12 protein-coding genes are annotated in these 15505 nt (G+C 37.3%); all 12 read right to left on the bottom strand.

Annotated elements, in window-relative coordinates; translation table 11 throughout:
* Positions 1 to 57: 57 nt before the first annotated feature.
* The gene (locus F3D3_RS04765) at positions 58 to 1899 is read right to left on the bottom strand and encodes a serine hydrolase (RefSeq protein ID WP_069871687.1); all 1842 of its coding nucleotides are present in this window, start codon (positions 1897 to 1899) and stop codon (positions 58 to 60) included.
* 189 nt (positions 1900 to 2088) lie between these two features.
* Positions 2089 to 2757 carry a hypothetical protein gene (locus F3D3_RS04760; protein WP_069871685.1) on the bottom strand — a complete coding sequence of 223 codons (669 nt, stop codon included), beginning with the start codon at positions 2755 to 2757 and terminating at the stop codon, positions 2089 to 2091.
* A gap of 27 nt (positions 2758 to 2784) precedes the next feature.
* Positions 2785 to 4785 (bottom strand): FAD-dependent oxidoreductase, encoded by a 2001-nt coding sequence (locus F3D3_RS04755; RefSeq protein WP_069871684.1) that lies wholly within the window; start codon positions 4783 to 4785, stop codon positions 2785 to 2787.
* A 190-nt stretch (positions 4786 to 4975) separates the two neighbouring features.
* The gene (locus F3D3_RS04750) at positions 4976 to 5887 is read right to left on the bottom strand and encodes a LysR family transcriptional regulator (RefSeq protein ID WP_069871682.1); all 912 of its coding nucleotides are present in this window, start codon (positions 5885 to 5887) and stop codon (positions 4976 to 4978) included.
* 24 nt (positions 5888 to 5911) lie between these two features.
* Positions 5912 to 6970: a M42 family metallopeptidase gene (locus F3D3_RS04745; protein ID WP_069871680.1), complete on the bottom strand. Its 1059-nt coding sequence runs from the start codon at positions 6968 to 6970 to the stop codon at positions 5912 to 5914.
* Between the two features lie 15 nt (positions 6971 to 6985).
* Positions 6986 to 7786 carry an MBL fold metallo-hydrolase gene (locus F3D3_RS04740; RefSeq protein ID WP_069871678.1) on the bottom strand — a complete coding sequence of 267 codons (801 nt, stop codon included), beginning with the start codon at positions 7784 to 7786 and terminating at the stop codon, positions 6986 to 6988.
* Positions 7787 to 7797: 11 nt separating this feature from the next.
* Positions 7798 to 8652, bottom strand: a complete 855-nt coding sequence (locus F3D3_RS04735; protein ID WP_069871677.1) for a hypothetical protein — start codon at positions 8650 to 8652, stop codon at positions 7798 to 7800.
* A 9-nt stretch (positions 8653 to 8661) separates the two neighbouring features.
* Positions 8662 to 10113 (bottom strand): hypothetical protein, encoded by a 1452-nt coding sequence (locus F3D3_RS04730; RefSeq protein ID WP_069871675.1) that lies wholly within the window; start codon positions 10111 to 10113, stop codon positions 8662 to 8664.
* Between the two features lie 11 nt (positions 10114 to 10124).
* Positions 10125 to 10958 carry a hypothetical protein gene (locus F3D3_RS04725; protein ID WP_069871673.1) on the bottom strand — a complete coding sequence of 278 codons (834 nt, stop codon included), beginning with the start codon at positions 10956 to 10958 and terminating at the stop codon, positions 10125 to 10127.
* A 99-nt stretch (positions 10959 to 11057) separates the two neighbouring features.
* Positions 11058 to 12827 carry a HAMP domain-containing histidine kinase gene (locus tag F3D3_RS04720; protein ID WP_069871672.1) on the bottom strand — a complete coding sequence of 590 codons (1770 nt, stop codon included), beginning with the start codon at positions 12825 to 12827 and terminating at the stop codon, positions 11058 to 11060.
* A 22-nt stretch (positions 12828 to 12849) separates the two neighbouring features.
* On the bottom strand, positions 12850 to 13542 hold the full coding sequence (yycF, locus tag F3D3_RS04715) for a response regulator YycF (RefSeq protein WP_069871670.1): 693 nt from the start codon (positions 13540 to 13542) through the stop codon (positions 12850 to 12852).
* A gap of 156 nt (positions 13543 to 13698) precedes the next feature.
* Positions 13699 to 15354, bottom strand: coding sequence for a M23 family metallopeptidase (locus tag F3D3_RS04710; protein ID WP_069871668.1), 1656 nt, complete (start codon positions 15352 to 15354; stop codon positions 13699 to 13701).
* Positions 15355 to 15505: the final 151 nt, after the last annotated feature.

The raw sequence follows: 15505 nt of genomic DNA, 5'->3' as shown, positions 1-15505 counted from the left end.
CACTTACCCACAGGTTATCCACAATTTCATGCCTTTGCATTCATGTTATCAACAGCACTAGAATTTCAACAAGTTGTATCTCCAAAGCCAAATCAACAACAATATGTTGAGTATACCCTGTACTCTAAAGATAAAAATCATCAATCCAGTCCATCTAAAATCGGTGCTTCCTCTTTGAATCATAATCCAATTTGGAATTATCAACACTATCCCCACCACGCTAAAGATTCTAATCCAATTGATCACTGTCATCGTATTAAATATAACATCCCACGAATTGTAATTCACACCTGCATAGAGAATTAGACCTATTAAAATGGACGTGACAAGAGTGGATATCAGAATAACAGTTCTAGGGGTATCATGAATTCTATTGATCTTCATAGTTTGCCATTTTGACATGAGTACCAAAAGACTGAGTATATTAAAAAGCGTCGTAACGATGAGCAATACGATCTCCACTATTAAACTCTGATAAAAAGGGGTTCTCTTATAGATGATGTTATCAATAATAAGATATTTTAAGCGTCCAAGGTCATCGAGTTTAAAGGTCGCATAGGTTTGTGTTTCCTCACAATAGAAGCTATTTGGTGCATAGGGTATATATTTTGACTTGTCAATATAAAAGCCATCTTGCTTGTTTATAACACGAATTTGATGAATAATTTGAGTTAATTTTTCAGCTGTTTCGTTAGACGCATTAACTGGCGTGAAAGCGCCAATATATTTGTTAAGGGCTGGTTCTAAATAGCCCACTTTGGTTTCTATATTCCGAGTCCCTAAATAGGCTTTTATGAGTTTTGATGTGAGCGTGGACCTCAGCTCAGTACTATCCGAATTATAGACCATAAACATGGCAAATTTTTCTTTGGGAATCACCAAAAGGCGCGCATTAATGCCTGGCGTTCCACCATCTTGAAAATAAACCTCATGTCCTTCTATGTTCATGATACTAAATCCATAACTTCTTCCCGAACTCAATTCATCGTTTCGAACTTGTCTCGATAGAAATTGGTCCATAATCACTGAATTTTTCCCTGCTGTGAGTACGTTTAAAAATTGTCCCATTTCGGACATTGTGGTCAGAAAATCATCTGATGGCAGAAGCCGCGCTTGATACCCTCTTGTTTTGGTTTTAACGCCGCCGAAGACATTATAACCCGATATCAGATGCACATCCTCAATCTTTTCCTGATTTAACATTTTACCAGAAATACTCATGCCAAATTGCTGTGAAACAACACTTGAAAGATAAGCTTCATAGGACATGTCCGTAAGAGATTCAACAAGAAGTCCTGCCAATACTGAGTTCACATTCGAATAGACCGAGTAAAGATCAGGTGCCACCGCCGCATCAAATTTATACAATTTCATAAACCGATCTGCCTCATCACTAAATGCCCCCACCACCTTAATGGCATCTGGATTAAGACTTGGACGCTTGTTAAGCGCAGTACCCGCCTTCACACTTGCCAGCCCCGTAGTATGTGTCAAAACATTTTTAAAAGTGAGATTTGCAAAACTAGGATGTGCTTCCACATACCCCTTAGATAGATAAGGACCAATGAGATCGTCTGCTTTTATGCCCTTTAAATTCATGGCTTCAACCAGCGCATAAGCAGTGAAGGTCTTTGAGATAGAACCCGTCTGAACCACGGTATGCTCCAGGTCCATCTGCTCTTGACTTGATAAATCAGACATCCCCTTTGCGATCTCAAATCGAGAGGCACCCTCTACAGCAATATTAACCATTATACCTGGTACGTTATACTGTATCATTTCAACTTGAATGAGATTTTCAAGTGCTTCTACGCTATTTTCTTCCCCTTCAGCAAAGCTCAAAAGCAGCTGAATTGTCACCATAATCCCAATAAGACCTACGATTACAAACTTTTTCAAAGCGGTTCCCCTTATCTATAAAAAGCCAATTACGGCATTATTCTTACATCAACTGTCATGGTGATTATAACAGATTTTTGAGTATTAATCATGAAAATTCTATTAAATTTCGTATAAGTGTCCCCTTCATAAAAAAACACCCTATAAAACAAACTGCGTTCTATAGGGTATCTATTAAATTTTACTCTATTATACTTCACTTACTTGATTTTGCTTTTTTTTAGATATTGCCATCAAAATACCTAAAAGAATAGACAGAAATGCAGAAACTAACACCTGAAATTCTGTAGGCAATAAAAATACAATCGTATGACATGGAATCCAAATCCATATACAGGTGGTCAGCCAAGAGAATTTTACGATGACTTTCCAATCTATTTGCTCTATCATTTCATCTATGTTGAATTTCAAATTTCGATGTTTCATGAAATGATCCACACACAAATCACCAAATTTATGATAAATATACATCATCGGTCCAAATGTGAGATTCATGACTGCACTCCCAAAGAATGCTTGTGCGATTTTAACCCCCGCAAAAGGTAGTTTACCCACATTTTGAGCAACTTCTGCACCACCTGTAAAAATTGTGAATACAAGCGCTATCATCATGCCTATAATGCCCCATACCACTGCCTTTAATAAAAACCCAACCGGTATTCTCCACTCTCCTGTAAGAATTCGTACACCGAGCAAATCTCCCATGGACGCTAAGATTGCGAACTTGATAAAACCACCTAAATAAGGATGTGTCTTTGTTACTTCTAGAAATAAAGTTCTGGATGTGGGCACCACAAGCATCACAATCCAAATGGTTAGTGCAAGCGCCCACAACAAATCGCCTTTAATCTTTCTCATATGAATTTTCCCTCGTTTTTAATTTCATTATAATTCTGATGCCGTATTAAAACCTGCATGAATAGCGGTAAAAACATTCCCAATTTCATCACAGTCACCAATAACATAGACTTCTGTTTGAGGGAGTTCAGTGCTCAATTCTGCAACTGTATTTTTAAGTGGTCTCATACCTACAGCAAACGCCACCGTATCTGCCTCATAATTTTGCCACTCAAATCTACTGTTGATTGTTCTAATCCCTTTATCTGTAATGGATTCTAATTTTGTATTTGTAACTACTCTAACTTTATGCTTTGCCATTAAAGACTGAAGTGAAAATTTATTAATCAGTGCTGCGCCATTTAAAAGGGCTTCTGTGCCCTGCATCTCAACTAAAGTAACCTCTTTACCTTCCATAGCAAGTGCAACTGCTGACTCAGCACCTGTAAGGCCGCCACCTATAATGATGACTTTTTGACCCACCTCTGCTCTGCCGCAGTCTATATCCCCAGCCCAGTGAACATGTGGTAAATCAGCACCTGGTACATTTGGCATAATAGGAGTGCCTCCGACTGCGATTATTAAAGCATCCGGTTTGAGCTCTCTAACGACCTCTGGTGTCACTTCTCTATTTAAAACAACCTTTGCATTGCTTTTAAGTGTTTGAGCGATCAACCATTCTCTAAAGTTTTCGAGATCCTTTTTGAAAACGATATCTGCTGCATGATTTAAAGTCCCACCCAATTTATCATTTTTTTCAAAGAGATGCACTTCATGGCCTCTTTCAAGTGCAGTTAACGCAGCTTGCATCCCAGCAGGACCACCACCAACGATCATGACCTTTTTAAGTTCATCTGCCTTGCCTACTTTACCATTTGGATAGTATTTTTCTCTGCCATTCACTGGATTTACGGTACATCTTGTTTTCTTAAAAAATGCCGATCTGCCACAACACGTGTTACAACGCACACAAGGTCTAATATCCTCTGATTTTCCTTGAGCAGCTTTTCTCATAAATTCAGGATCTGATACAAAGGGTCTCGCCATTGCCACGAAGTCCACTTTGCCCCTTGCGAGAATCTCTTCAGCATTATCTAAATTCATGACAGAACCAACTGTTGTAATGTAAAGATCCTCGCCAAATTCTGCTTTCATTCTTTCTGCATAATGGACATTTAACATATAAGGCACATAAAGCGGTTGAATCATATATTGGATGGTAAACGGATTTGGAAGTAGTCCCACAGATACATGTAAGATGTCAATTTTATTTTTGATCATGTGCACAAATTTAACGACATCTTCAAAAACCATACCGCCTTCAACGAGTTCTTCTGCACTAATTCTATATTCAATAATGAATTTTTCTCCAACTCTTTTCCTAACGGCGTCTAATAATTCGATGCAAAAACGTGCTCTATTTTCAAAGCTCCCACCATAACGATCCACACGTTTATTCACATAAGGTGAGAGAAACTGTGAAGGCAGCATCCCATGTGCACCGTGAATCATCGCCATCTTAAAACCACTGTCTTTACATCTGCCTGCTGCATCTGCATAATCCTGAATGGTTTTATTGATAAGTGATATGCTCATTTCTTCCACTTCACCTGGTTGTCTTCCTTGAAGTTTAGAGAAGAACTCATCAATTTCAGCAGGTTTAGGTGTAGAACTTACCGGTTTTAAACCTTTAGTTGCCAAATTCATAGAATTTGCAAAACGACCACCGTGATTAAGTTCCACAGAAACAAGCGCACCATATCTTTGGATTTCATTTGCCAAATCATCAAGGCCCATTTTGACATTATCATCACCTAAGTTAAGTTGACCTTCATGATCCATAGCATGTTCCCAGTTGATCGCCGAATCCCCTATCGTCACAATACCTGCGCCACCTTTTGCAAAGGGCCTGTAGAATTCAATGAGTTCATCCGTTACCCAACCTTCTGGTGTCGCCATACAAGGCACCATTGGCGCGGTTTGAATTCTGTTCTTAAACGTGACGCCTTTGATCGTAATGGGACTAAATACATGAGCATATTTGTTCATAATAAAACCTCCCAAAATTTGATAAATTTTTATCTATCTATTCTAAGATCAGTTTATCCCTTTTTCAGTTTTAATAGAAATACTTATAGGGCATCATAATCATTCCTAAAAGGCATAATTCGAGTGACCCTAAATTGCGTTCAAATTTCAGGCAAAAAAAAACAACCCTCAAATTACTTTAAGGATTTGTTTAAGTTTCTATACTACCCATCTGTTTCAAAACATAGTTGTTGAACACAGCCACAATTGGCGACCTATTTTCAACACGCCATGCCATGACCACACTGAGAAAATCGTCTTTTAAAATACACCTTCTAAAATTGGCCTTTCTAAAAATCCGAATATGATCATCTGTTAACGCAATACCTTCACCAGCTTCTATTGTCAAAAGTTGAGATTCAACATTAGGCATATGTCTAACCTTTCTGGGCACAAACCCATAACTTTTACACAGAGCGATCACATCATCATAACCATTTGGCGACTCCTCGCGCTCAAGCATTATAAACGTTTCCGCTTTAAAATCAGATAAGGATAAGCCTTCTTTATTCGCCAATGGATGGTGGATTGACATTAAAATACAAGTACTACTCTTATAAATTTCATCCCAAATAATACCTGGTTTTTGATCAATCTCAAACGAAAGCGTCAAAATCGTATCCAAATCACCGGAATCCAATTTTTGCCTCAACTTTTTAAACCCGTGCCTCTCAATAACAATTTCTACCAAAGGATATATTTTCTTAAAGTCATGGATGATTTGATTTAGAAAAACACCCGTATCCATAACATCATAACATCCAATTCTAAGCATACTACCAGATTCCAACATAGGGTCAACACATTTTTGAAGTGCTTGGTCTATTTTCCCTATAACGCCATTTATTTCATTGAATAAAATTATACCTTCGGCCGTTAACCGTACATCGCGTTTGGTTCGATAAAATAAATTGACGCCTAGCTTTTTTTCCATATGCGAAATTTGTTTACTCAAAGAAGGTTGAGAAGTATATAAGCGCTTTGCAGCTTCAGTAAAGTTTAAATACTCTGCCACTGCCAAAAAGTATTCTATTTGAAGAAGTGTTACACCTTTGAAACTCATATTTTTATCCCCATCAAAATAAACTTAAAAACCTGCTATAACATCCTCTGAAAGTTTCTTGATGATTTCCACTGCTAAATCAATGGATGCTTTGTAGTCGGTAATCGCTGAAAAGCCATAATGTGTATGGGCATATCTCACAGGTGTCCCCAGTACAATACAAGGTACATCGAGCACTTGTGTCTGAATTAAAGCACCGTTTGTGCCGCCACCTTCTCTAACCGCTTCTTGGAAGGGTATCTCACTTGCTTTAGCAATCTCTTTTGCCAATTTTACAAATCTCGGATTCGAAACCATGGTCTTGTCCACATGTCTGATTTGGGTGCCCTTTTTAAGTGCCCCTTGTGCATCAAATGCATCTCTAAACGTATCATCTGCTGGCGTCCCCTCAAAGACAATCGCAAGATCAGGTTCGATTATTTGCGCATTGACCTTGGCGCCTCTACCACCGATTTCCTCTTGAACAGAAATCGCACCGACCACATCTATGGCAAGATCAAGACCCTCAATTGCCTTGAGCACTTCCACAACGCAACCACAGCCCAAGCGATTATCAAATGCTTTTCCGAGCATAATTCCTGTCTTTTCATTGTAAGAAAAGGTCACATCTGGCACGATTGGTGCACCAATCTCTATTTTATAGACATTGACAGCTTCCTCATACGATGAGGCCCCTACATCAATTACCATTTCACTGATAGGCATGAGCGCCTCTGCGCCCGTGCTAAAATGAGGCGGTTTCGATGCGACTATCCCTTCAATATAGAGACCTTCCGCATTTTTAATTCTCATTTTATGTGCAGCGACATTTTGAGCAGACCATGAACCATTTGAAATAAATTTAAGGGTTCCATTGGGCCTAATGGATTGCACGATGAACGCCACTTCATCGGAATGACCGTCTAGCATTAATATGGGCTTGTCGCCATGATGATTTTTTCTCAGGAGAATCAGATTTCTCATGGTATCTTCCTGAATATCAAACCGATCTCCTACATAATTTCGGATCACTGCATTTACATCATCTTCAAAGCCTGGTGCACCATATGCATTTGACAATAATTCTATAAATTTTATATTCATCCTACACCTCCAATTTCATAGCAACTTGTAAGTTTTCCCGACTTTATCTCTATAGGTTAAATCCAAATTAATATCGATACCATCCCTGATGCCCGCTTCTTCTAAGATGCCCCTCACCGTCTCAAAGGCCAATTCCGGAAAATTATTTTCTTTACTCAAATGCGCCAAAAGAACGTGTTTTACTTTGCCAAATTCAATGATTTCTTTAGAGATATAACCCGCATCCTCATTGGACAAGTGACCATACTCACTAAGAATACGCCTCTTTAGATACATAGGATATGGCCCCACTTTGAGCATTTCAATATCATGGTTTGACTCAATCATTAAAAGATCACTGTCCTTGAACTTTTCCACAACCTCATCCGAGATCGTACCAAGGTCCGTTGCAATAGCTACCTTTTTATGCCCATGCATAAAGGCATAACAAAGTGGATCCACTGCATCATGCGAAATTCTTGCCGATTGTACAAGAATATCTCCAATTTCAAGGTTATCGATCCGGTCATATACATGTAATAAAGCTGAGTCGATTTCTCCGATTTTGTGTTTTAGCGCTTCCCATGTCTTTTCGGTCACATAGAGCGGTATTCTATGTCGCCTCATTAAAACACCCACACCACTGATATGGTCTGCATGTTCATGTGTCAACAAAATACCATTGACGTGATTGATATCCACGTCCATATTGCTGAGCGAATTTTTAATATACCGTCCGCTCATCCCCGCATCTACAAGAAGTTTCGTCTTATCTGATGCTATGAACTGACAATTACCTGAACTCCCACTGGCTAATGAACAAAAATAAAGTGACATATTGCCTCTTTCTATTGCGAATCAGAAACAGCTTGAACATAGTAGTTTTCACCGGTTTCCAATTTTATTTTATAATAAGGTAGCGCTTCTCCAGATACGAGGTCGCTCACCAGCAAACTGCTATCATTGAGTTTATAACCAATGGCAATTTCAGAAATTACATCCTCTTTTTTAAAATTTGCCATCAGCTCATATAGAGCTCTATCTACTGAAATTATATCATATTTTGATTGAGAGTTGTTATCCAGAATATTTAACCATTTGCGTTTATAGCCTACAAGTTCATCGTCCTTAAACACAAAAATCATGGAAGAATCATCTAAGAAATAAGTCTTGTAAATTTGTTTTACACACACATACGTCAATTGACCTTCCGTTGTAAAGTGCTCAAAAACATAATTTTCATCCACGTTTAAAGACTTTAAAAACTGCTCACATGTAGATTTTATACTTTCTGAATTGCTTAAAAGCGAAAAAGGCGTTTTGATTTCCATGTCAAACAAATCTTTTTTGGGTCTATAGACATTGAGAAAATATTCAATTGTGGTTCCCGTTAAGAGCACCGTTTTATCTTTACTGGAATATTGGCTGCCATCATACTCATAATCATCACCTAAAATTACTTTTAACGCCTCGTCACCGTAGGTATCGTATTCTACGTTTAGAGATTCTATTTTATCGGGGAACCTTAAACTCTTAGGGGATATCGTTATGCCTTTTTTCTCATAGAGTGCACGTATATTGTCTATTTTTTCTGACTGTTCCCTTTGAAAGGTCCTTTGTTCGTTGACAATCATAAATCCTAAAAGGGCATTTGTCACCACTAGGACCATGATTAAAATCGTCTTAATTTTTGGCCAATCCATAATACTTCCTCATCTATATGACGTCATAATATTCCCTGTGTAAGCATCGAAAATATAAGTTCTACCGCTGATATTAACGGCCCACACAGGAACCATGTGCGTCTCATCTAACTGATAGTAGTTCATCTCAATGCTTGAGATTGCACTGCGAATAGAAAAATAATATTGAATACTGTTCATTGATGCATCATAAATATTATTGTCTTGTAAATAATAAATGCTGACCTCTAAAAAATTACTCGTGATGCATTCATCTATATCATACATTTTATCATAATCTAAAGCACGTTCTAAAATGGCATCTCCAATATAGGATTTCACATTTTTGGTAATATAAATAACTTGATCCCCTTTGACGACGACTTTGATATCTGCATCTAAGCTATTTTGAGGAACCACCTCATAATTACCTAGTTTGTAATTAAATGAAAAGGTCTGCACCACAATGCCACTCTCTAATTCTGAACGGTATTTTATAAGATTGACGCCACTTGGCAAAATACCAAATTGTTCTAAATTTCCACATGCAAGTGATAATGCCTTTGCCACAGAAATACGCGTTTTTTCATTCACACTATACTTCTGATTGTAAGAAACCACACCTTCTGGGGTAACCGTTAACGCTTTATCGCCATAACCATACATGAAAATCACTGACCCGTTAATATCTTCAAGTCTTTTGATGAAATCAAAGCGATTTCCAAAAACAGCTTTTGCAATGGTTCTAATTTGATCATCAAATTGAGCAGAATCGAGGTTGACTTCAGTTTGAACCTGTAAATTCGGGACGAGATAATCATATTGATAGGGAATTAAGGTGTAATTCATATAGTTTTCATTTTCGCTCACGGTGCTCTCAAGGCTAAATCGATCACTCACCTTTCGATATTCTATATATTCCCTAGATTTAATGCTCTCAATTAATGCTGGAATATCGTGTGTATAAGTCTTACTCTTAACTTTGTAATACTGATTCGATCTACCATCTCGCAAATAGAGTTCTCGAGTCTGGTCACTGACGATCAGATATTCTATGGGTATGATTTCTTCCATTTCTTTTGGGACATCTTCTATGCCATAGAGTACTGCTAAGTCTGAAAAACGCAACTCAAGAGGCATCTTCAGCAAAATACTCTTAGTCGAAAATGCCTCTACATATGTTTTTTCATCGATAGATTCAAAGGTCTCATAGTTACTTAATGCAGAAAAAATATAGGGCTGAACATTCTCCCAAATCTGATTGCGAACCGTTTGGTCATAAACCTTGGTATATGACATACCCCCAAAGCTAATAAAATAACTTTGGGGGTTTATATACGCATTGATATCAACCGTTTGTAATGCGCTTTCACTATTTTTAGAAGCATTTGTCTTTAAGCCGTCGTACAATACCCACCTGCTTAAAATAATCGACATGAAGATTAAGCTAATGAGAGCTATGGATTTGATACGCTCTTTCAAAGTGTTTCTCCTTATTTTGCTGTATTATCGTTGACACTAATCGTAGGTGAAATCATTTTCAAAGTATCGTCTTCCTTAACCACTTCGAAAACCATCTCTTTGATAAAAATATTATTTTCATCCATGAATCTCAACTTGTACTTTCCAATCTCAAGTTTGCCAACCTCTTTTAAATAACTCGGTTTTGCAATTTGATCTTTATACAGTTCAACTTCAAATAAGCTCAAGTAAGCGGCTTGTATCTGTTCAAAAGCCTTTAGCTTTTCAGAAAGTGCAACCTTATTAGAAGTCCACGTTTTATATGCTTTCTTAACTTCATCACTTGCCTTAATGAGGCCTGCTTCAGTTAATGATTCTAATTTATATTTTTTACTCGCCGATGTAATCTCTGCTTTTAAAGCCTCTAATTTTTCAACGGATTGAAAGTAGTTGTTAATGATTTCTGTCTCTACTTTATAATCAGCACTATTCTCTTGATTTTTAAGACCGGTATCTGCAACAATATAAAGTGCAGAAGGTGATTCTTTTAAAAGCGCGCTCGATGAAAGTTTTATAATGGGCACATTTAAGTTCTTATCTAATGCATCTGCAAAGGGAAGTTTATCTTCCAGCTTCACAAGCGATAACGTCAGTGGATGTTCTTGAACACTTGTTTTTGCTTTAACACTGATATTTACGTTTAAGAAAACCGATTTATTCGCATAGAGTACATCTGACAAAGGCTCTCCAATGATGAGTTCATCAGCGGAAATCAGAGGTGTCTGTTTGGTCTCAAAACCAAATGACATTCCTATATTCAATATGATCAATAGGCTTATCGCCACACTCACTAATTTACGTCCCATTTAAAAATCCTCCAGCCTTTTACCCTCAAAATACGCAATGTACAAATTTATTATACAACACGTATATTACAGGCAGGTTACATAAGATTTAAAATGACATTACACGTTAAAAGTTTCTTGAAAAGGTAAAGAGATTGTGACTTTTGTCCCAAGCCCATATTCTGAAGTAATTGTAATTTTTCCATGATGTGCTTCGATGATTTCCTTGGCAATTGAGAGCCCCAGACCCGTTCCACCAAGTGCTCGAGACCTTGCCTTATCCACTCTGTAGAAACGCTCATAGATTCTCTCAAGATCTTCTTCAGGAATACCCATGCCCGTGTCCGTAACGACGATATCAAACCACTCATGCGATTCACCCACTCTGAGATCAATTTCAATTTGACCGCCATCACCAGTGTATTTAATCGCATTGGAGAGGATATTGAGAACCACCTGTTCGATCTTGTCGTAATCAATGATCGCAATCATAGGAATTTCTGGCAACTGCTTGATAAGGGTTTGATGCTTTTGATCCGCTGTGACCTTTACTTTAAAAACACAACTATTTATCATTTGATTAAGGTTATATTCATTCTTCTTGAGTCTAACCGCATCGGAGTCAAAATTACTCAGTTCTAATAAATCTCTTACCAAACGAGACATTCTATCTGCTTCCGTATTGACAACTTCTAAAAAGGTCCTTTGAAGCTCTGGATCATCCACACCATCCAATATGGTCTCCGTATAACTCTTGATACTGGTGAGTGGGGTTTTGAGTTCATGTGATACATTTGCCACGAACTCTCTTCGCATGTTGTCCAGACGCTCTTCTTCAGTGATGTCTTGAAGCACAAAAACAGCACCCACTTTTACAGCTCTCTCGTCCAAAAATGGTGCAAAATTTACTTTTAAAACGCGTTTGTTATATTTGACGTTTTTAGTGCCTATACCACTATTCAATTTTCCAGAATTGTATATCGACATCAGATCGCCTATGATATCTTGGTCTAAATCTTCATCAATTCCCAAAAGTTTTAAAGCTTTCGGATTGTGATGGATGACTTCACCCTCTTCATTGATGGCAACGAGACCGTCTTCCATATAATTGATAATCGCTTCAAGCTTACTTTTTTCACGCGAAACTTCACGAATATTTTTTTTGAGTTCTAATGTCAAAAAATTAAAGGTTTTAGATAGAGTTCCAATTTCGTCGTCTGAACGGACTTCAACGACCTGATCAAAATTACCTTCAGCCAACTTGGAAACTTTTATCGTAATGTCATTAATAGGATCTGTGATGCTCTTTGAAATGATAAAACTGATGATAACAGTCACCACAAGTGACGTCAATATCGCCTGCAGTATAATCATACGCGTCTTATTAAGACTTGTATAAATGTCCAAAAGATCATATCTAAGGTACATGAGCCCCACAAGTTCGCCTGAGAACATAATGGGGTATACTTTATCTTTCGTCCTGACGCTCTCAGAAATTTGAATGTTCTTTTCTACTTTCTGACCTAATAGACCATCAATCACAAGGGCATCATCTAATATATCCGAAAGATCACCATTAAAGTTTTCAGAGCTTGACGCAATGATTTGTTGAGCCTCAGCGTCTATTATGAATATTTCCTCTCTCAGTCCGATATCTGCATGATTATCAATTGATGCTTGTATAAGTGCTTTATCACCCACTAAATCACCATCTTCAATTTTAGATAGCTCAGATATCATAATCTGAGCTATATCATCTAATCTTTCCGATGCAATATTGAGGTTGTAATCCTCAAATGATTGTATAATAAAGATCCCTGCGATAATCATGGCAATGAACACAAGCAAGAAATAAATAATTGTAAATCGTGATCTTATGCTTGTAAACATTAAGCCCCCTCAAACGCTTTTCTTAGTTCTTTTTAAAATAATAGCCCACACCACGTTTAGTCATGATATAAGTAGGTTCACTTGAATCATCTTCTACTTTTTCTCTAAGGCGTCTCACCGTAACATCTACGGTTCTGATATCACCAAAGTATTCATAGCCCCAAACATCTTTTAAAAGTTGCTCTCTGGTAAAGATTTGATTGGATTGTGTGGCTAAGAATTTTAAGAGTTCAAATTCTCTTAAAGTGAGTTCAATCACTTCATTCTCTTTTTTGACCTCATATCGGTCAAGATCTATATGCAGTTTACCTGCAGCGACGACATTACTGCCGCTTGAATCTACATCCAGAAATTCAACTCTTCTGATATTGGCCTTCACACGGGCAATCAATTCTCTCATTCCAAATGGTTTCGTGATATAATCATCCGCACCCAGTTCAAAGCCAAGTACTTTATCCACTTCTTCTTCTTTTGCCGTTAACATAATGATGGGCATATTAAAGCTTTCTCTAATTTTCCTGCAAACTTGAAACCCGTCTAATTTAGGTAACATTACATCTAATAACACTAAATCTGGTTGAAACTGATAGACCTTTTTAAGTGCTTCATCACCATCAAATGCGGTCTCAATTTCATAGCCTTCTTTTGATAAATTAAATTTAATGATATCCGAAATTGGTTTTTCATCATCTACAATCAAAATCTTTTTACTCATGTTTTCGCCCCCTTATCGTGCTTATAATCCATTTATATCTCTCATTTTCTAATTAGTTTTTTTTACAACTACTCACATTATATCTTATTACAGTAAAGGTTTAAAGTCTTTAAAAAAAGGAAGTATAGCCTACGCTAATACTTCCTTATTCTCAATTTAAAACGTTACATAGTTCCTCGGATTTTGAGGCACGCCGTTTTTGCGAACTTCAAAGTGCAAATGAGGTCCAGTACTTCTCCCCGTATTGCCACTTTTCGCAATAACTTGCCCCTTAAAAACCTTCTCCCCTTTACTCACAGACAACTTACTGTTGTGCGCATAAAGCGTCGATATATTATTGCCATGATCTACGATCAAGTAATTCCCATATGAACTGCTATAACCTGCAAAAGTGACAACGCCACCATCAGCAGCCTTAATATCTGATCCAACAGGTAATCCAACATCAATACCTTCGTGACGCTTGCCCCATCTCCATCCAAACTCAGAAGTAACAGCACCCCTTGAGGTTGGTTTTGACAATACACCTGTACCCATTTTAGGCGGTGGATCTTTAGTGCCTTTATAAACCACTTTGTCAATCGGTTCAGCAATAACCGATTCTTCAACGATTATTCGACCAATTTCTCTACCATTTTGGCGTGTAATTTTTGCCACAACAGCTTTTTCGCCAAGCACACCTTTTACTTTGGTCTTCGTTTCTTCTTTATAAAGAGAACTTGTTTCTTCATAAGTTACATTAAAAGGCATTTCTGTGTTATAAGCCGCTTGTTCAACCGTACAGACACTAATCAAGGGTCTTGGTACAACCAAACTTATTTTTTGCCCGATTTGTAAGGTTTCTGGTTTAACATCTGGATTTGCTTTTTCAAGATCAGAAGGATTGACGCCATAATAATTAGCGATTACCCAGTAATTCTCACCTTTTTGTACTTCATGTAATTTTTCTTCTTTTGTGCCTTTTACAATAAACGCAAGCGTTGGTTCTAGTTCATCATATCCACCAAATTGAATGATGTTTACATAACCTTTGCTCACTTCAACTTTTTCATTAAAAAAGGCTTCCAAAATTTCGACTGCAGCATTGTTGGTATACATGTTTTTAAGATTATCTAAGAGCTGATTTGCTTCAGCCTCTGTTTTAAAATTGGTCAAAACTTTACCATTGGCTTTTACTTGATAAGATTCTAAACATGCAAAACCCAAATTTTCAATGTATGGCTTCTCCAAAAGTGGTTCTAACGATTCCAGAGTATTATTTATAGAAACATAATGTGCTTCTCCAGTTGCTAAATCTATCGTTGGTGCCTTATGGATATGTGTCCATGCATAACTGCCACCTGCTACAACTACAATTCCAGTCAAGACAGAAATTGCTACAATTTTGTGTGCATTAAACAACTCTAGAGATTTATTCCCAGCCGCTAACGCACGTTCTTTAAAATCTTCACTAGAAAACTTGAAAGAAAAACCTTTTGTTCCCGAAGTCAATTTGGATGTTCCTTTTCCTGATTTTGAACTCGCGCTTTTATAGTACGGGTTCGCATTCTGCTTTTTTAATGCTTTAGATACTCTAATCCTCATTGTGTTTGGAATAGATTTCCAATCTTTTGACTTGACGTAGTTCACAAGTTTATTGAATCCCACCATCAGCATATATACAGGATAAAACAGCATCGCAACGATTCTCGCGATCCATTCAAGGGCTTGTTCTTTTCTTTTGACTTTCTGATTACCCTTTATATAATACTTTTGAGGTGTATGCTTATAGACCTGTTTCTGATACGTTCGATTTTCATTTTGTTTCCCCATCCTATACTCCTTCTAAGTAAGCGGTTTTGTATCATCTCTCTCTAACTCTACAAAAATACCAATTTCATTATATCACATGCTGAAATATAGATAAATGCTTTAATTTCTTAAATTTTTCGAAAATCGTACGATCTACAACATATTGATTTAC

This window comes from Fusibacter sp. 3D3 (assembly GCF_001748365.1).
GTDB lineage: Bacteria > Bacillota > Clostridia > Peptostreptococcales > Acidaminobacteraceae > Fusibacter_A.
Note: the sequence above shows the minus strand (reverse complement) of the source record. Positions and strands in the feature narration are given on the sequence as shown.

Coding starts and splice junctions, on each gene's coding strand:
- F3D3_RS04760 (WP_069871685.1), bottom strand. CDS start 2,757: ATGAGAAAGATTAAAGGCGATTTGTTGTGGGCGCTTGCACTAACCATT.
- F3D3_RS04755 (WP_069871684.1), bottom strand. CDS start 4,785: ATGAACAAATATGCTCATGTATTTAGTCCCATTACGATCAAAGGCGTC.
- F3D3_RS04750 (WP_069871682.1), bottom strand. CDS start 5,887: ATGAGTTTCAAAGGTGTAACACTTCTTCAAATAGAATACTTTTTGGCA.
- F3D3_RS04745 (WP_069871680.1), bottom strand. CDS start 6,970: ATGAATATAAAATTTATAGAATTATTGTCAAATGCATATGGTGCACCA.
- F3D3_RS04740 (WP_069871678.1), bottom strand. CDS start 7,786: ATGTCACTTTATTTTTGTTCATTAGCCAGTGGGAGTTCAGGTAATTGT.
- F3D3_RS04735 (WP_069871677.1), bottom strand. CDS start 8,652: ATGGATTGGCCAAAAATTAAGACGATTTTAATCATGGTCCTAGTGGTG.
- F3D3_RS04725 (WP_069871673.1), bottom strand. CDS start 10,958: ATGGGACGTAAATTAGTGAGTGTGGCGATAAGCCTATTGATCATATTG.
- F3D3_RS04720 (WP_069871672.1), bottom strand. CDS start 12,827: ATGTTTACAAGCATAAGATCACGATTTACAATTATTTATTTCTTGCTT.
- yycF (WP_069871670.1), bottom strand. CDS start 13,542: ATGAGTAAAAAGATTTTGATTGTAGATGATGAAAAACCAATTTCGGAT.
- F3D3_RS04710 (WP_069871668.1), bottom strand. CDS start 15,354: ATGGGGAAACAAAATGAAAATCGAACGTATCAGAAACAGGTCTATAAG.